The following is an 18,306-nucleotide window of genomic DNA, read 5'->3' as shown; positions in this document are numbered from 1 at the left end:
TTGCTTTAATGGCAATTAATTCAACGATTTTAACCCTTCACGAAGCTGTAAAAGGGAACTTGGCAGCAAATTTTGGGAGCGATCGCTGTCCTATGATGGTAAAAGCACGGTGTGAACTACTGAGGATAGGCATCTGGTAGTAGAGCAGCAGCGTTACCTAGCAATTGAAAACCATAGCGGCGCGGAATATCACCGTGTGCGATCGTAGTTTTTTGTACGCGATACCAATTTGATAACAGTGCGGCGGGGCTAGGAGCATTAGGTAATGCAGCCATCAGCGCTTGGTGGACGGTAAGGCTATAAGATTCTGTTGGAGTACTTGCTTTGTAAAAAACCCGTAACGCCCCTCCTTGCTGCTGCATATATTGCTGGGCATCTTGGCTCATGGGGGTTTCTAGAACTGTTTGGTCACGACGAATGCGGTTTTGTGCCCAGCGAATCAAGTTGTGAGCATCTTGATAGAGAGCATCAAATACGTGAACTTCATGGGGGTCATTGTGGAGTAAAATTTGCATTAACGGAGCGCCACCACCAGAATGGGCAGTAATAATTAGTCGTCCCACTTGCAGATTCCCTAATCCAAAGCCACGGGCAAAATGCTGTAGAGAAAACTCGATTAATTCTGTCAAACCAGTGGGTGTAATCAAAGCTGGGAAATTGTATCCGTTACCTGATGCACCACCAAAATAGTTACCCCGTGGCAAAATAGCCAAAGTTGGACGGTGGCGACCTAAAGATAAATCACCTGGGTTGCTGGGGTTAACAAAACCACTGTTAGGTTCTTTTGTGCGGCTGATAACCATACGCAGGCGATCGCTAGAGTAGCCGTGAAGATGTACAACGACATCAATTGATGTGGGGCGTACCGTCATTTCATTCCAACGTAAAATCAAATCAGGAGGTGTTCCTCTATGTCCCGTCAGGAGTGGTACATTTGTTAACTCATCTCTGCCCTCGGCGATCGCCACCGACTTACCGCCTGAAAAATCTCTCAATGATTGTGAAGCCGGAGGTGTGAGTGTGAAAATTTCTGTTGCAGCTTGATAGGCTTGACGCAAATTAGCTGAGTAAGTCGCTACTTGCCCATTGCCGTTGTAACCTCTGGTAAATTCCTCCCAATTGAGAGCAGCTAGGTGTCGAATCAAAGCGCCGCGATTACTACCATGTCCCAACTTATACTGACAAAAATCAAAAAAGCCTAAAACTTGCGGACGTTCTCCAGATTGAAAAGCATCATACATTTCTCGTGGGGTGGTGTAGCCAATCATCCGGTAATTAGAACCGAGGATTTGCGGACCGCCAATACTAATACATTGCAAAGCAATCTCTTCTGTTGCTAGGCGAGAAGCCAAAGCTAGAACTTGATATTCCCGCGCTTGGTCACCATGAAATCCTTGAAAAGCATCACTAGGATTTTCTCGAAACTTGTGATTTTGCCAAGGGCGACCGGAAATCCCATTGTGTCCCCCATGTTGAAAGTGCCGATCATAAATTTGCTGATTGTTTTGTCCCCATTGGCGGAATAAAAGATGATTTTCAAACCGAATCACTGCTTGATTGGGAACATGAGTTCGACCTCCGCTTTCAACTTGCCACACAGCCAGAAGTGCTGCTTGAGGAATATTTAACTCTGTTGCTAGTACATTCATTAATCCGCCTAGTCGATTATAAGTACTAGCCAGAGTACGCTTGAGACTTGACCAATTAGCCGAGATACTCAGTGGTGTACTCGGTGACAAAGAGGCGCTTTGTAATCTCTGGAAATCTTTATAATAAGTGCCTAAGTTGACAAGAGCCGTCCAACCGTATGCTGTACCATCTACACCGCTGACTCTGGCATAATTGCCTTCAATTTGCTCAATCCGAACGCGAGTGTACTGGGGTATCCGGCTAGAAAGCGATCGCAATTCTGGAGGGTCAGAACGCTGAAGGGCATTTTGATCTATGACAGTATGAACGGGTAAGTTCAAGACAGCAGACTCTTGTTGCTCGAAATATTCTTGACTAAACCGCTCATCATCTACAGGTGCTGGTTCTAGCAGATTTTGCTGGGCTGAGCCAAATTCCCAAAACTCGTTGAACTCGCTCTGTGAGGGCTGAGGGGTGGTTTCTCGATACTCCCAATGCCAAGGTTCGTCAATTGAGGTGTTCTGGTAGTAGTTAAATTGGGAGGCATTCACCGTCAGCCAGCCAAACAGCCAGGACTGCCGCCAGGGTTGCCGTTGGGATTTACTCGCACCTAAATTCACCCCTTTGTCTCTAGTACCCAAATCGACTGCTAGTCCATTGTTGTGGAGGCTGTACCCAGGGGCAGCTACAAGAGAACTGATATACCCAGCTAAATATGCTACTGCTTTTTGTCCGTGTTCTCCACCAGAAAGCCCAGCACGTTTACTAGCAGTTTCCCGATAATAATTAGGAAAATTTCGCTGCCAGATCGTAAATTGCTGTGAGGCAGAGCGATAAGCACTGATTAACGTAATATTCTTTACTGATAAAGCCTGTTCTACTTGAGCCTGCTGCTGCTGCTCAAGAGCTGCCCTTGCTGCTGCCAGCAAATCCCGACAAGATTGAGCTGCTGAGATTTTTGCCCTATGTCCTCCCTCAATTACTGCTAGTTCGGCGGCTGGAATGTCGTTTACAAAAGGTCGTTTTTTAGCAGAGCTTTTTACGTGGTAATTATAGACTTGCTGCATGAACTCTAGCTGTTCTGGTGATGCTGCATTCCACTGTAGTTTTGAGGCTGGAATAGATTCAGATAAAAAGCTGTTATCTTGTTGAAGATTAAAAATATCGTTAGAAGTAACTTCATCAACTCGATCAATAAGTCGAGAATTTATGGTATTCTGCTTGTTTTTCATAATCTTTAATTAGACTCAAGTTCATTAGTAATTGAGTACAAAGAAGTTAAATTTATCCTCGAAATATTCTGCTGCGAAAGCGTTTAAAACAAAATTTTTGAAAGTAATTTTCCATCAACAGTTTCCACTGGTTTGCGACTAGAACCACCAGATTGAATTTCTCCTTCAGGGGAGACGAAAGCATCGATTGGCAGAAGTCCTAAGGAAGACCCGAACCCAGGGCGGATAGTTGACCAAGTACGCACTGTTGATGGAGGTGGCCCAGGCCAGCTTGGTAAGGGGCCAGTAGGAATGAGTGGGCTTGAAAGCTTACGATCAAGTGCAGCCGCTGCTACAGACTTCACGCTGTAATGGACAGGATCATAATTCTGTCGAGAGCCATCATGGATTTTGGTTTTAACCCATCGTTTGATATCTTCACCTCTACTTGGGTCTTTGATCGCAATGCTAAAGTACAATTTGCGTCCTGTGTCAATCCGAATCTGTAAATTATTAAAATCACCAACAGTATGGATCAAAAATTCTGCGGGGACAGAAGGGGAAGATGCTTTTGCTTTTGGAAAAATGAGTTTCGTGAGTTCTAAAGCTTGACTAATTTTGAAGAGAACACTTATTGGTTTCTGGAAAGGTACGTACTCAGGAATTCCGGCTATGGGCTTTAAAAGCCTGTCTTCAATGTAGTTCTGTTCATTTACAATCAGAGCATAGGTCAGTGTAATGACATCTGGATCGTTTTCAATGACGCGATCGGGCTGACCTTGCCAAAAACTTTTGCGTATCGCCTTAGTAAAAAATTGCTTCCACTGATTAATAATTTGTAGATCTACACCTTCACCTGTGAGGTAGTCGAATGCTTTCATGCTACCTGTCACATCTTGAGTCAAAAAGAAAACTTCCTTCGCTACTTCATAGGCTATTAGTTGGGGGAAAACATCGTGAAAAATTAAAAAGTTTCCTGCTTCTAAAAACCGGAACACTTGCTGAAGAAGCGCTACGCTCAGTGGTAAACCAATACCAGGAAGAGAAAGTTTTTTTTCTAGCCAATCAATAACAGGTTTGGTAATTATGCTTGTAGGAGAAGTAAACGATAGAGCTAAGTTTAGGTAATCCTGGTAACGTAAGAGATCGCTCATTTGATAACCAGCATTTCTGGAAACTAAATGAGCTAAAAATGCCCAAGGAATTTCATGATGTCTATCCCAGTAGTCTAGATAAAATCGAGTGCGAGTGGGATTATTTAAGTTCCAAACATTGCGATTGCTAAGGGCGATGATAAATCGTTTGTTGGTTTCTTGTGCAAAATCAAAAGATGGGATGACAGATTCTTGAGTGGCGATACTGTCAATTTGGTGGATCGGACGAACTACTAACTGGTCATAAGGCAATCTGCCGTTGCTATCTAGAAGTCTGCGAGCAAAACCGTGGGCGCGGTTGTGGGGCACAGAGCCACCTTCTACGACTTGCACATACCACCCTTGGTGATTTACCTCTGGCTGCAATCCTTTTGTTAATGCTTGCTCGTGGGCCCGAATTTCTGACTCAGCAATTACAGCTACGTGCGCTAACTTGCCTTCTCCCAAAGCTCTTCGGATCAGCAGATCGCCAGCCTGAAGCGATTGAGATAGAGATTCCCCTGGAGTAGCTACGACTTCAAAAAATTGGGTTAAGTGCCGTCGTAAGTTAGGGCTACGTTTAGATGTAAAGGCATCAAAAATCTCTGCTGGTGATAGCATTGCTCCTTTTTTTGTGGGATTTAAGTTTTCTGCGATTCCCGCTTTAGAAAGAATCTGGTGAATGACACCACCCGAAGTCCGATCGCCTTCTTCAATAGCGATCGCTTCATCTGCCCAATCCACTAGTTGCAGGTTAAGATTCTCTACTCTACTGGGGGTTTTATACCATTTGCCGTTGCCGTTGGACTCTTGGGTATCGGTAGCAGACCATATATCTTCATTTGCGATCGCAGCATTGGAGTCTGCCTCATACCCTCCACACCATTCTGATTCATCTGTCTGATATCTAGAGTCGATGACCGCATCGTTAATATCCGTTACATCTGGATTCACAACATTAATCCTCAACTCGCTCATTGCCGCTCCTTGTTGTTCTCTCCATCCAACCCCGGCTATCGGCTCGTTTTCAACAATAAACTTCTCCTGATTACTTGTCACAGTAGCCTCGGAATCTGCTTCGTATCCTCCACAGCACTCTGGCTCCTCTGCCTGGGTTTCAAAATCAGCGATCGTATCGTTAATGTTTATTACATCTGCATTGACAGCATAAACTTCATTGCTTGGTTCCTGGGCCACTCTTGTCTCAAAGGCTTGAATATCTTCCCGTGCAGACTGTTTTGCTGCTTTGCTGGGAGCGAATTGGCCCAACTTTTTTTCTATCTGCGGTTGTGTTTTGGCTTTACCAATATTACGCACAGCATCCACAGCTTTCTCAATGTCTAAGTAGCCACTGCCTATACGAAAGAGGTCTTCTTCTGATGCTGCCTTTTGGGTACTGACAAGCAGTAAGTTACGAGTTTCTTCAATGGGTAAGGGTCGCCCAGCAGCCTCAAACATCAGAGCAACTGTCCCTGTTACGTGGGGAGCTGCCATACTGGTTCCAGACTTGCGCGTGAGCAGTGAAGTCTCAGCTTGAGAACGACGAGGGGCAGATTTAGCTGCCAAAATCGATACACCAGGGGCTGCGAGATCCGGCTTAGTACGACCATCGCGGGTAGGCCCAGCACTGCTGAATCCCGCTATCTCCCGCTCCGAAGAATGGGAATTATACGCACCTACAGCGATTGTACGGAAGCCATTACAGATAGTACCTGTGGTGCAAGTATTCACTGCGTCTTCTGCACGAAATCGTGACTGGCAGTGGGGCAGAGCCACATCCCGTTCAATCCAGGCATTGAATCGCCCATCTACCACATCTATAGCAATCAGTGTGACTTTCCAAGCTCCAGGAGGCGCACTGGGATAGAGAAAAATGTTGATTTGGTTATCTAGGGTGTTGGGTTCGTGTCCTCGGTGATAGATGCTTCCCACTACCTGCCCTTTGATTTTGAGGTTGGCTTGGTCGCCCAGGGCAACACGCTGAGATAACAATCCATTAGGAGCGTGCAATTCAACAGCGAAAATGTCCTTACCTGAGTACCAAACCTCTAGCTCATTGGGTGTCACATCTGCCGCATCCACCAGCCAAACAAATGTTTTAGCTTCGCCAGGGCGGATTTGTCCTTGAGTATGGATGTGACGGTCAAAGTAATTGCCTGCGCTCTGGATAATCGCTCGACCCGGTGCTGCACTTACTGCTGCATCCAGACCTTGCTCTACTAATGTTGTGCCGTCGTGTTGTTCTCCGTGTCGCCCCATACTGAGGTTGATTACCCAAGGGCGATCGCCTGCTGTTTTAGCAATGAAATCTATTGCTTCCAACAGAGACACCGAACTGCCCAAATTAGCACTATTTTCGGAACCGATGGTTGCCATGTGGACAAACACCAAGTCAGCATCAGGAGCGATTCCCACTGGGCCTCCACCTCGACCGTTACCCGCCGCAATACTGGCGACATGGGTTCCATGAGTTCCTTCGCCACCCGGATCGATATCCCCTGGATGGTAACCAAGAGCAAGGTAGGGATTTTTGGCTGCTAGTGCCCGATTGATTGCCTCTGGGGTATGAACAACACCGTAACTGTAGGGATAAGGAGGCTTTTGTTGAGGGCGCGATCGCTGATCCCATAAAGCAAGTATTCTCGTGGAACCATCCGCCTTACAAAATTCGGGGTGAGCAAAATCAAACCCCCAATCTACAACACCTACTACGACACCTCGTCCCGTCACTTCCTCAGATGAAGGACGGCGCTCATCTATCCTAGACGCGGATTCAGAGAGAATTTCCTCAACCTCTTCCACGTCCACTTCCGGTTCAGTAGTCAACAGCCGAGGAGCTTTAAAGCTCACAACCGCTTCATCTGCCCTAACCTCCAAAATTGCACCCCGTCGCAAACGGCAGGTTGCAATGTTACCGAACTGGGAAACCAGGCGCACTCCTTCAGGCACAAGCCCCGGCTGTTTCAACCGGATAATCGCTGCAACCTCATCTTGGTTATCCCCTTCGCCTAACAATTCCCAAAGGGCAGGGTCCATAGTTTAACCTCCTCAACACATCACTGAGAGTGTTTAACTAACAAACTACAACTAACTTGATCGATGATTAAAACTGCTAAAACGTTACCGAGGAAGTGAAGTATCAGCTGGAAATGTCTCTATGTCGCTAACTAGCGTCAGCCATACAGTGCTTCCCAAAGGAACACTCTTATTAGCACCCGGTTCTTGCTTTCTAACTTTAGTCTTTCTATGTTTATCTACGTTAAAAGACTGTGGTTCTATAACTTCAGGTCTCAAATTGTTGTCTTGAAGTTGTTCCCGCGCTTCTTCAAAGGGGAGTTCAACAACATCAGGTACTGTAACATGTGTTAACTGCTGGGAGTTGGTTTTGACAAACAGCGTTACCGTGCTGCCAGGTCTAACGAAGGAATCAGCACTGGGGCTTTGGAGTGCTATTGAAAGATCCCTTGGGTCGTTAGAAAGTTCTTGAATTTGCATTTTCAAAGCTTTTGGCAAAAGGTCTGCTGACTTTAAGACACTTTCTCCAGTCACTTTTGGTACTTTAACATCTGGAACGGAAGGCTGGGATTGAGCGCGATTTGCTAATATTACTAGCAAGAGCAGACCAATGGGAGAAGAACCTAGCAGGTTTCCCGAAAGCAAAAGCTGCGTTCGAGCTTGCGGATCTTCAATATCTCTGCTGAGGATTAGAGCCAACAAAAGCCCACGATTATTCATTGCTTTTCCCCGAAAAAATTAGGCGGGGAGAATGCCAAAGTATACATAACTCCCCTGTAACTTACTTATAAGACTTACGCACCGAAGCCTGAAATCTAGATATCCCCTAGCCCCCCGATGAATTGGGGGAAGTTTTAAAGCCCCTTAAAAAGGAGGTTAGGGGATCTGAGTGCGTAAGTCCTGCTTACTTACTTCTTGCCTAGACCACCGCTAAGTGCCAGGATGAGAAGCAAAGAATTACTATCTGTACCTCCTGTGCCTCCTAGTCCGTCACCACCGCCGAGACCACCAAGCAGCAAAAGTGGAAGTAACGTGCTGAGGGTATCGTTTGACTCTACTAGCACAGTTACCTTTTCAGTTGTGCCATCTGCATTTGTGACGTTGATTTCTTTAGTACTGGGTTTGATTAGCAAAGGCAAAAGAACGAGCAGATCGAGCTTCTGACGCACATCGCGTTTGAGGATCTGATCTTGCTTCTTGCGTTCAGCTATTTCCTTTTTCAGCGCTCCCACTTGACGAGTTTGTTCAGCACTGACTGTATTAACGCGAGCATTGACTGTTTTGATTGCACTGGAATTTGTTTTAATTTGCGAGCCAACCCGCGCTAGAGCTGCTTGAAATTGAGTCTGACTCACATACTGTCCCGCGCGAGGCTGGGAGTAAGGCCCCCCAGATGCTGTTCGGGGTCGATTCCAGCGGCGACCACGCCGCCGCTCTGTCAGGTCGCTCTCATCGCTTTCATCACTCTCATCGCTCTCATCATACTCATAGTCCTCAAGAATATCTTCGAGACTATCTAGATCTTCTATGATTTGACCGTTGCTAGACATATCGTTATCTCCTTTTATTAGGGTTCGTAATTAGAGTATGTGCGCGTTCTAGTATTCCTAGAGGAACGACGAGCCATGCTTTCCTGCTTCTGGCGATATACAGCTGGAATAACAAACTCTGCGAAAAGCTCTTTGTCAATTTCAAAAGAGCCGGGGTGACCATTCCCGCCACAAATTTTGCACCGTGAATCTTCACCCCAACACAGGTAACAGGCTCCCAAAGCCGCAGCAAGATCGTCATTTCTTGCCCGCATTTCCTCTAGTTCGGCATACATATCATTTACCGTCTGACGAAGATGATTAAACGCTTTTACTCTTTCCTCTTGCGCTTGAGCCTTTTCTGACTCCCGCATACTTTGAGGTAGGTCTAAGTCTATGTCGTCCTCGTCAAAAAGCTCACTTTCAGATTGTTCTGTTTCTCTCTGAGTCAAATAGTTTAAGAGCAGTGCCATTGTCGGGTCTGTCTCTTCTAACTGAGAGAGCAACAGGTCTTTTACGGATAGCTCACTACTGGAACCAGATGCAGTGAGCGCTTGGAGCAGAAGGGAATTGAGGCTATTCACCACTTAATCCTCCTCCCAAGTTTCATAGCCCGCATACAGTTCGGCAAGGTCCAAGGCATCATACATCTCATCGATTTCCATCAGCAAAGTCTGTTGACGGGATGTATGATTAGATTTGCGCTGGGAAACCTTTTCGACTAATTGCTCTTGATAAGACTCTTGTAGCAACTTCAGCAAAGCAGCAGCTCGCTGCTCAGGAACGGCTGGATCAACTAAAAACTCTCCCTCAGAGTCTGTCAAGTAGCGGGGAATGTCTTCACCATTGTAAATGGAAGCACCGTTATATTCTACTGCCACCTGATTGGCTAAAGTCCCAAGAAGATTTGCAAATGCTGCTACTGGAACTTCCTTGCCTCCGACTGCTATGTTTTGTCTTCCAGCAGAACCCATCGTCATTGCCAATAGAGCTTGAAGCACTTGGGGCTGAAAAATTAGCCCAATGAGTTGAGATGCTGCACCAGAAGCTCCTGATGTCTGCCTTCGTGGGGGTTGCAAGACTTGTTGTTTAGGCTTTTGCAGTGGTGTTGCAGTTGGTGATTGTGTTGTAGTTGGTGATTGCCTCGAAGCTGTTGCTGAACCAATTGCTTTACCTGCACTAGAACCAATTGCGCCCCCCAATGCTCCTCCCACAGGACCACCAACTGCTGTGCCAACTACTGTACCAGCTATAGGTAAAGCAACTGAAGCAACTTGGCCTACTACAGGACTTGAAACAAATCGTCCCAGATCCCTAAAGAAGTCCTCTGCGTCTTCAGGGGAAACATTTCTTAAAAAAGAATCTTGCAATATTTGTTCAATATCTTCTGGTGGTAGGTTCTGATATTTAGGGGCAAGGCTTTTACGCAGGATTTCGTATGGATTTTCTTCAAAGCCTTCATCAATGTTCAAGCCGTCATTAATATACATATAGCTGTTCTCCTTATTAATAACGTAAATATCTCTTGCTCATATTCTGAAAATACTGACTGTAAGTTTACACATCTTTTATATACACCAATCTCAGCTAATTTAATTTATTAAAAATAAAAATAATTCGTTGAGATTAATCAGTATTTATACTTTTTAAAATTTTAAAAAGTATTTGATTGCAAATAGCATAACTTTAGTTTTTATATTTTATATTTTTTTAAATACTTCTATTTTAAGAGGATGTTTGAAAAGTCTACGTCTGTATCGACATTCCCCCTATCAAGCCTTAAAAAGCGGGGGAATAACCTTCTCAAAGTCCTATTTGTTAACGATAAGAGAGCCACTGCTGAAAACAGTAAATTGTAATTGCTAACACTTTTTGCACGCACCTAATTAATAACTAGATTTTTTGACTTATTAAAAGTAATAGTTTTTACAAAACATACAATACCTTGCAAGTGAATAATACAGGTGATTCTTAATTATTAAATAATTTCTTCCTTTATAAAAAAATGAATATTTGTTATTATAAATTTTTGTAAATATATATAAGTAAGTTGGTACAATAAAGCCAAACTATGAAGTGATATTATCTCCGGTTGAATACTTATCGTGTGAACTGACGCAAAGACACACCAGACGCTCTTACGCGGAGATTTTTTTTGATAAGTGATTAGGGGGACATGATATGAAAGAGAAGCTGGGCTAAAACCCTCTTCGTTCCTGTCTTATACCTCCTGGTTCTAGGACTAGATCAGAAAAATCAAAGCCAGTAATATTAGCTTTTACTAATCGTGCTGGCTTTGAAATTTTATGAGGAAGGTAGCGAGAACCTCGGAGTGAATCCCTCCTTGTGGGTGAAATTCACGATATTGATTTGGCTATCATCGCCGAAGTGACGACACATTCAGGAAATTGGCGCTTTAGTGCGGGAAAAACCGGACAAGGCGCTTGTTCTTGTAAATTCTCCGGCTTACTCCAAGTAAAAGGTGCTTTCTGCGCCGCAGACATCCATAACAGAAGTTTTGCTCGTGTCATGGCAACGTAGAGTAAACGGTACTCTTCAGATATTTTTAACTGCTTTGCTAGCTCCCATGCTTGCGTCACATCCGGTATGGTAGATTCTCCGTGGAGAGCAGCACGAATTTGGGCACGGGCTACTTCTGATAAGGTAAAATCCCCTAAGAACTGGCTTTGGGGAGGAACCCAAAATCTGCCAGGAATTAGGTTTTCGTGCAGAAAGGGAATAAAAACATAATCCCAGTCCAGTCCTTTGGCTTTGTGCATAGTAATAATCGTCAGTTGACCGCGACGGGTGTAACGTTCTTCGGAATCTTCGGTTTCTACTGGTTCAAACCGTTCTGAACTGACGATTTCACTTAAAGCTGACAGCATTGCCCTCATTGAACTATTGCTAGCTATCTGCTGGTTTACCCGTTCTGCGAGTTTATCAGCAGTTGCCAATTCCGCTTGGTCGTAGTTTAAGGTCAAGGCGAGGAAAGAAATTAGCTGATACAAAGGCAGTTCCAAACGAGCGCGGAGTAAACTCCGACACAAATGTGCAGCTTTTTGTACTAGTTCTGCTTGGGGTGCTGCGAGGGGGCTGGGATACAAAAATTCTTCTGGAAGACTAGCAAGGGCGTTGAGGTCTTGGGTAGGAATTAGCTGACGCTGCACCAATGCTTCTAGTGCGGCTTTGAGGTAATCAGGAGAGTGGGGGCGATCGCAAAATTGCAGCAATGCCAAAATTTCTTGGGGCACATGAGAACGGCGATCGCGTTCTCCCACATCATAAAGTGTAATGTTATGCTCCTTACACACAGGTGCTAGAGCTTCTGCGAGCCATCGTCCTTGGCGATTTTCTCGCACCAAAATCGCTGCACTATGTTTTGTTGGATCTTCCCCAAATAACTCGATCGCTCTTTGAGATAACAATTCAACGGTGTGATAAATATCACGCGGAGTATATAATTCCAGTCCTCGCCCTACTGCTGCTGGGTTGGCGTTCGCTTGCGGATCGCCAGCGTCAACAGGACGAATTGTTTGCAAGCGAAATGGTACTTGTCGATTATCAGCATCAGGGAATGGGGACTGGGGACTGGGGATTGGGGACTGGGGGTTTGTTACCGACCACTGATTATTGATCCATTTGAGGGCAAAGTTAGCAGCTTCAATAATTATTCTCGTACTGCGACCTGCTTGATCCATCGTTGCCAATCGTTGAATGCGATCGCACTCTTCGCAAAATTGCCGAAAATAAATCGGATCGGCTGGCGTAAAGGTCGAGTTAATCGCTTGGTTAGGATCGCCGACGCGTACCAAGTTGAGTGGGGAGTGGGGAGTGGGGAGTGGGGAGTGGGGAGTTATTCTCCTTGCCCCCGCGTCAGAGCGTCCCCGCGTCTCCGTGTCTTCTTCCGAATTACTCGCCAAAATTTCCAACAACTGCGTCTGTAGCGGGCTAGAATCCTGGGCTTCGTCTTCAAAGACCGCGAAAACTTGGTTTTGCTCGATGCGGCGGGCACTGTCGTTTTCTAATACGCGCAGTGCGGCTAAAATCATATCGTCGTAGTCAATGAAGTCACGCGATCGCATTAAGTTTTGATATTGCTCGTACAATCCCGCCGCTACACTCAAAATTGCATATTCGTCTGTGGTTTGTTGGCTCCACTCTTGCAAAAGTTCTGGCGATATCCCAGAACTTTTGGCTTCATGAATGACTGTATTGGCTAATTCTGGTAAGACTTCTGTTCGTAGCACCGATTGGCGACGTAACCTTTCTGTCTCTTCTCCGTCAAATTGATGACCTTCTAATAACCGCAAATATCGTTCTGAATTATTCCCAATCCATTGCTCTACGGCTGTGCGAATAAAACGGTGACTTTGAGTTGGTGTAATTAATGTGACGTATTCTAACTGCAACCCTGATAAATCAGGATGGCGGCTGGCAATGTTTAACGCTAAACCATGCAAGGTATAGACAAAAAAGCCTGTTTGAGGTAGAGATAAATCATCTCGTAAGTATTTGCGAATCTTGGCTTTAATATTAGCAGCAGCGGAACGAGTAAAGGTGACAACCACCAACTGACGGCGGGAAGAGGAACGCGACTCGGCAGAACGTTCATACTGCCGTGCAATGGCGATCGCTGCTGCCGCCGCCATCCCGGTGGATTTGCCTGCACCAGGAACAGCAGAAATAGCTAGAGGCCCAGATTGCCAGTCAGCCATTTGTTGCTGTCCAGGACGCAGACTATTGCGGATACGTGCTACGGCTTCTGCTCGTGCAGATGACACGAGCGATCGCTGCAATACTTCTGAGTGGAGATGTTCTTGAGGCACAGTAACAGTAAGGTTATTGTTCTGAATATAGCGGTTCTTGCGCCCTGTGTGTAACTTTGCGTCGCCAGGATAAGAGGACATCTCCCTCATCCCCCTCATCTTCCATAGCTATAAAACTTTACATTAAATATTCCCCTTGACACTGAATACAGTGGTTTCTGGGTAAACTAAAAAAAGCACTGGATATCCCAGCAGCATAAGGCTTGGAGCTTATCACAGACAACTCGAAGGGGTATATAAAATGCTCAAGACAAGTTACGACTTTGACCAGGCTATCCTACCCGCAGGATCTTCATTAAAGACTAATATTCTGCTACGTTTTCGTGCTGACATAGCTGAATCTGCCCGACGTAACCTGAACCTTTCTTTGGTAATTGACCGCTCAGGCTCTATGGCAGGCGCTCCTTTACATCATGCGCTCAGAGCCGCTGAGTCTGTGGTGGATCAACTTGAGCCAGACGACATTCTCTCAGTCGTTGTTTACGATGATGAAGTGGACACAGTTATAACGCCTCAGGCTGTGACTAACAAAGCTGCACTGAAAAATTCTATTAACAAAGTCAGAGCAGGCGGTATCACCAACTTATCTGGCGGATGGCTCAAAGGCTGCGAACACGTCAAAAACCAACTCAATCCCCAAAAAATCAACCGTGTTCTATTGCTTACCGATGGTCATGCCAATATGGGCATTCAAGACCCGAAAATACTGACGGCGACATCGGGGCAAAAAGCTGAGGAAGGCATCACCACAACTACCTTAGGTTTCGATCAGGGTTTCAATGAAGACTTGCTCATCGGTATGGCCAGGGCTGCTAACGGCAATTTCTACTTTATTCAGAGCGTCGATGAAGCAACTGAAGTGTTTAGCATTGAGCTAGATAGTCTCAGAGCAGTGATAGGTCAGAATCTCAAGGTGACAGTTGAGTTGGCTGATGGTGTGAGTCTTGTAGATACCTTAAGTTTGGCTAAAGTCAGCCATGACGCTGGTCAAACCGTCATCACTTTGGGAGAACTTTATGAGGGTGAAGACAAACTTTTGGGGTTGAGTCTAGAGATATCCTCTGCTCAACTCGGCGAATTACCTGTGATGAAGTTGCATTACAGTGCTGATGTCGTACAAAATGATGTGATTCAAAGTGTGTCCGGCACAGCGGATATCGTCGCTAAAGTTGGCACAGTTGAGGAAGCAGCCCTCGCCTCTTCAAGCCATATCATCCTGGAACTCAGCCGCCTCACCATCGCTAAAGCTAAAGAGACAGCCCTCAATTTAGCTGAGCATGGTAGACATGAGGAAGCCGAGCAAATCCTCCGGGCGCTGGTGAAAGATTTGCGCGATAAAGGGTTGAATGAGAATTTTGAAATTGCTGAAGAGATAGATCAGTTAGAGTATTTCGCAGGTCGAATTGCTCAAAAAGCTCTGGGGAATGCCGGACGTAAAGAGTTGCGGGATCAGAGTTTCCAGACAATGACACGCAATCGCAGCGATTTGGTGGCTCGCGGTGTTACGGCTGGGGATGAAGTGTATGGGATGCCGGTTGTCAATGAAGTTGGTTCGGGTGTAGAGCTACACTGTGTGCGTGAAGGCGGTAAGCTGCGAATCAAAGTCATATCCGATGGTTACGATTCCACCAAGAACGTCCAATTTCCCAGATCGATTCGTGCCGAGGGCGCACGCTATGTGGTGGAAACACTGGAACTTTCAAGTGACGGCACTTTCTACCGTGTCGGTGGTAAGATAACCCGTCTTGCTCGACCTGGTGAATCAGATATCTTCGTTGCTCCTAGACAATCTAGGTCAGCTAGTACAGGTAAAGCATCCAAAGGCCCTGCGAGTGCCGCCGACCTGCCCACAACTGATACTGTAAAGGATGGTGTTCTTGTTCAGTGCGTCAAAGATGGCAGTAAGCTACGTGCTAGAGTGGTTTCTGACGGATATGAACCGAATTGGAACATGCGTTTTCCGCGATCGGTTCGTGAAGAAGGAATGCTTTACGTAGTGGATGAAATTAAAACAGCACCCGATGGCAAATCCTACATTGCCTGTGGTGAAATTAAGCGATTTGTGCAACCCACCATCACCAATTGAGTTGAAATTACGAGATTGTCAGTATTTCAATATCGTTGAGGCAAATGAACGTGCGATCTCCCTGGAAAATCATGGAGATAGACTCCCGTAGCGTTACCCCACCCCGGTTTTGTCTAAAGCCAAAACCGCCCCTCCCCTTGGTAAGGGGAGGGGTTGGGGGTGGGGTATAACGTTTGTGGGATAAAGGTTTGAGCTGAAGTTGACACCAATGAGCATTGCTGTGCCCTTACCGCGTGGTCTATTTACCTGAAAATAGCTGTAAGGGGGTTGGGGGGGATCTGAGTGCGTTACGCTGAAGCGATAACGCACCCTACAAAACTAATTCAGAGTTCTGAATTCTGACTCCTGACTCCTGACTTCTGACTCCTGACTCCTGAATTCTGCTGCAACTTATTTCTTAAAATATCTCAGACCATAACGGTCTTGATATTTACTGATATAGTCCACATTCTGTTGCTCTAACCTTGATAACAATTTAGGTGAAAATTCTTTTGGTGAATATATGGGACGATACCAAGGTTGGTTATTAAAGTAATCTTGTAATTCAGGCGTGTCAAAACGGCGCCCGTGGCTAGCAAATATTGAATTTCGCATAATATCTAATTCAAAACCGCTTTTGCCGTCCAAATCTGCATCAGTTACAGGTCTTTGGTAAAGCCAAAAATAAGTATTAACAGTGGTGTTATCATCTGGCGTTATTAATGGAGTTGGAGAAGGTGTAGATTGAGTAGGAATAGATGGAGTTGGTGTAAATTTAGGAGTTTCTATTATCGGGCTGGGAACAGTTGAGGGTGTTTGTGAAGGTAATATTGTTTTATCTGTTGTTTGTTGAGAAGAATTTGTCAGCATCTGACCAATAATTACAGATGCACCGATTAATCCGCCTGCAATTAAACTGCCGATGAGGATATTATTCTGATTATTATTTTGAGGACTTGGCTGTGGCTGAACATGTACTGTTTGAGGTGGTGGTGCAGATACGACAGTTGGTTCGGTAAAAATGGGTTGCGTTGGCGGAATTGGATTTGCTATGGTCTGCAAAGCATCTAGCATCGCTCTAGCTGTGGGATAGCGATCCCGTGGATGATAAGCGATCGCTCGGTCAATTATTCCTGCCATCATTGGGCTAATATGACTAGCATACTGTCGCCAAACAATTTCACCAGTCTGGGAATCTGTCTCTAGTTGTTGCGCTACTCTTCCAGTCAGTAAATAAATTACTGTCATTCCCAAACTATATAAATCACTCGAATAAACTGGTCTACCTGCGGCTTGTTCGCTGGGCATATATCCAGGTGTACCAATCACAATGGAACTGGTAGGATTACCTTGGGAATTCACCACAGTTCCCATTGATTCCCGCACAGCACCAAAATCAATTAGCACTGGTTTTCCGTCACGATAACGCACAATAATGTTATCAGGTTTAATATCCCGGTGAACAATATTTTTTGAGTGGACGTAATCTAAAACGGGTAAGATATTTATGAATAATTCCTGAGCTGCGGCTTCACTAAATAGCCCTTGCTTTTGGATTTTTGCAGTTAGGGTATCACCTTCAACCCACTCCTGAACTAAATAAAATTCCCCGCCTGAAGAAAAGTAAGCATACAACGCTGGAATCTGGTCATTTGCGCCACCGAGTTCTTCTAAAATAGCTGCTTCCCGTTGAAACCTCTCTTGGACTATTTGGTAAATTTGAGGGTTGTTCTGAATCGGTCTTAGCTGTTTCACCACACAATGGCGCTTTGAGGGCATATAGGTATCTTCTGCGAGATAGGTTTGACCAAACCCACCAGCCCCCAAAGTGCGGATAACTTGATAGCGATCGTTCAGTAGCTGTGTTGTCATGAGAGATTACCAGCGATATTCATAAGATAGTTTTCCCAAAACTACCTTCATTTCAAATCTAGTAATCCTTGTTCTTTCAATTTAGGATTAAAGCGAATTTCTACTTGCAAACCACGCGCTTCTAATTCTTTGGAAATTTCTGCTTCTACTCGCCGAGCCACATTTTTAATAATTTTTATTTGTGCCAATTCATCATTCGCTGGATTATGATACTTTACCTGTTCTTCAGATGTCATTAACACTTTGACATCAATGGGATCGATCCATTTTTGCTTGTTCTCCCCATTTCCTGTTGGTACACTGCCATTTTCAGCAATCCAAGCATTTTCAATATTTTCTAAAACCGTGCGGCTGGGGCGTTCAATAGTTTGAACTTTCACCCAATAACATTGCTGTGGTTGACGTACTAAATGCTGCTTGAGACTGAGATAAACATCACGAGAATATCCCACAAATTGCAGCGCTTTTTCTTGGTCAAAGATAGCATATACGCCGATTTTACCTTGAAATTGTTCTGGGAGTTGACCGCGATCGTCAATGTATGGAGCGTATTCCAAACTTGCTAAAGCAGGAGTATTTGTTTCAGTAGTCATAAATCAAATCTAAAACTTGCTATTGCCTTTTTATTTGAGATTTTCAAGAGGAATCCTAAATTATTAATTAAAATTTCTCTTATATCTCCTCTCTGCGCGAAATTATTATTCAAATTTTATGGTAAATGGCACAAAGGCGACTGGGTTTAAAAATCTTAGCAGTAAACATGAAATTTGGTGGTACATTGATGATGCCATATTCATCAGATTCATGATACTTTTCAAATTCTGCTGGCATTCCCTTAGTAGTAGTTAAGCTATAAGGAACTGGCTGGAAAAGTAACTCTGTAAATTCCACTTTTTCACACTGTAATTGCTGACATATTTGGTTTAAAAAAGCTTCACTCGTTAATAATTTGAATAGACTTTCTTGAGCTTGTGGTTCAAGAGTAAAACTGGCGTCAAAGTTCTGGACTATTTTAAGGGGCAT

The 18,306-nt window shown here is 44.8% G+C and carries 11 protein-coding genes; 1 reads left to right on the top strand and 10 read right to left on the bottom strand.

The window, feature by feature from the left end; genetic code table 11:
* Positions 1-116: 116 nt before the first annotated feature.
* The 7 genes from IQ276_RS07390 to IQ276_RS07360 all read right to left on the bottom strand — a co-directional run bounded on the left by IQ276_RS07390 (position 117) and on the right by IQ276_RS07360 (position 13,427).
* Positions 117-2,861 (bottom strand): N-acetylmuramidase domain-containing protein, encoded by a 2,745-nt coding sequence (locus IQ276_RS07390; protein WP_193917386.1) that lies wholly within the window; start codon positions 2,859-2,861, stop codon positions 117-119.
* An 83-nt stretch (positions 2,862-2,944) separates the two neighbouring features.
* Positions 2,945-7,009 carry a S8 family serine peptidase gene (locus tag IQ276_RS07385; protein ID WP_193917388.1) on the bottom strand — a complete coding sequence of 1,355 codons (4,065 nt, stop codon included), beginning with the start codon at positions 7,007-7,009 and terminating at the stop codon, positions 2,945-2,947.
* 84 nt (positions 7,010-7,093) lie between these two features.
* On the bottom strand, positions 7,094-7,708 hold the full coding sequence (locus IQ276_RS07380) for a PASTA domain-containing protein (RefSeq protein ID WP_193917390.1): 615 nt from the start codon (positions 7,706-7,708) through the stop codon (positions 7,094-7,096).
* 188 nt (positions 7,709-7,896) lie between these two features.
* Positions 7,897-8,538, bottom strand: coding sequence for a hypothetical protein (locus IQ276_RS07375; protein ID WP_193917392.1), 642 nt, complete (start codon positions 8,536-8,538; stop codon positions 7,897-7,899).
* A gap of 17 nt (positions 8,539-8,555) precedes the next feature.
* Positions 8,556-8,990 (bottom strand): hypothetical protein, encoded by a 435-nt coding sequence (locus IQ276_RS07370; RefSeq protein ID WP_235115503.1) that lies wholly within the window; start codon positions 8,988-8,990, stop codon positions 8,556-8,558.
* A 114-nt stretch (positions 8,991-9,104) separates the two neighbouring features.
* Positions 9,105-10,007, bottom strand: a complete 903-nt coding sequence (locus IQ276_RS07365) for a hypothetical protein (RefSeq protein ID WP_193917396.1) — start codon at positions 10,005-10,007, stop codon at positions 9,105-9,107.
* 867 nt (positions 10,008-10,874) lie between these two features.
* Positions 10,875-13,427 carry an ATP-dependent helicase gene (locus IQ276_RS07360; RefSeq protein ID WP_235115502.1) on the bottom strand — a complete coding sequence of 851 codons (2,553 nt, stop codon included), beginning with the start codon at positions 13,425-13,427 and terminating at the stop codon, positions 10,875-10,877.
* A gap of 160 nt (positions 13,428-13,587) precedes the next feature.
* On the opposite strand from IQ276_RS07360, the gene IQ276_RS07355 reads away from it, so the two are divergent.
* Positions 13,588-15,432 (top strand): vWA domain-containing protein, encoded by a 1,845-nt coding sequence (locus IQ276_RS07355; protein ID WP_193924466.1) that lies wholly within the window; start codon positions 13,588-13,590, stop codon positions 15,430-15,432.
* A 390-nt stretch (positions 15,433-15,822) separates the two neighbouring features.
* On the opposite strand, the gene IQ276_RS07350 is transcribed toward IQ276_RS07355, so the two are convergent.
* The 3 genes from IQ276_RS07350 to IQ276_RS07340 all read right to left on the bottom strand — a co-directional run bounded on the left by IQ276_RS07350 (position 15,823) and on the right by IQ276_RS07340 (position 18,306).
* The gene (locus IQ276_RS07350) at positions 15,823-17,283 is read right to left on the bottom strand and encodes a protein kinase domain-containing protein (RefSeq protein WP_193915564.1); all 1,461 of its coding nucleotides are present in this window, start codon (positions 17,281-17,283) and stop codon (positions 15,823-15,825) included.
* A 47-nt stretch (positions 17,284-17,330) separates the two neighbouring features.
* On the bottom strand, positions 17,331-17,876 hold the full coding sequence (locus IQ276_RS07345; protein WP_190875505.1) for a GIY-YIG nuclease family protein: 546 nt from the start codon (positions 17,874-17,876) through the stop codon (positions 17,331-17,333).
* Between the two features lie 109 nt (positions 17,877-17,985).
* The gene (locus tag IQ276_RS07340; protein WP_193915566.1) at positions 17,986-18,306 is read right to left on the bottom strand and encodes a hypothetical protein; all 321 of its coding nucleotides are present in this window, start codon (positions 18,304-18,306) and stop codon (positions 17,986-17,988) included.

This window comes from Desmonostoc muscorum LEGE 12446 (genome assembly GCF_015207005.2).
Lineage (GTDB): Bacteria > Cyanobacteriota > Cyanobacteriia > Cyanobacteriales > Nostocaceae > Nostoc > Nostoc muscorum.
This window is presented reverse-complemented; position numbering and strand designations above follow the sequence as displayed.

Excerpts from the sequence above, each read along its gene's own strand:
- IQ276_RS07390 (WP_193917386.1), bottom strand. The coding sequence starts at position 2,861 with ATGAAAAACAAGCAGAATACCATAAATTCTCGACTTATTGATCGAGTT.
- IQ276_RS07385 (WP_193917388.1), bottom strand. The coding sequence starts at position 7,009 with ATGGACCCTGCCCTTTGGGAATTGTTAGGCGAAGGGGATAACCAAGAT.
- IQ276_RS07380 (WP_193917390.1), bottom strand. The coding sequence starts at position 7,708 with ATGAATAATCGTGGGCTTTTGTTGGCTCTAATCCTCAGCAGAGATATT.
- IQ276_RS07375 (WP_193917392.1), bottom strand. The coding sequence starts at position 8,538 with ATGTCTAGCAACGGTCAAATCATAGAAGATCTAGATAGTCTCGAAGAT.
- IQ276_RS07370 (WP_235115503.1), bottom strand. The coding sequence starts at position 8,990 with ATGGCACTGCTCTTAAACTATTTGACTCAGAGAGAAACAGAACAATCT.
- IQ276_RS07365 (WP_193917396.1), bottom strand. The coding sequence starts at position 10,007 with ATGTATATTAATGACGGCTTGAACATTGATGAAGGCTTTGAAGAAAAT.
- IQ276_RS07360 (WP_235115502.1), bottom strand. The coding sequence starts at position 13,427 with ATGTCCTCTTATCCTGGCGACGCAAAGTTACACACAGGGCGCAAGAAC.
- IQ276_RS07355 (WP_193924466.1), top strand. The coding sequence starts at position 13,588 with ATGCTCAAGACAAGTTACGACTTTGACCAGGCTATCCTACCCGCAGGA.
- IQ276_RS07350 (WP_193915564.1), bottom strand. The coding sequence starts at position 17,283 with ATGACAACACAGCTACTGAACGATCGCTATCAAGTTATCCGCACTTTG.
- IQ276_RS07345 (WP_190875505.1), bottom strand. The coding sequence starts at position 17,876 with ATGACTACTGAAACAAATACTCCTGCTTTAGCAAGTTTGGAATACGCT.
- IQ276_RS07340 (WP_193915566.1), bottom strand. The coding sequence starts at position 18,306 with ATGCCCCTTAAAATAGTCCAGAACTTTGACGCCAGTTTTACTCTTGAA.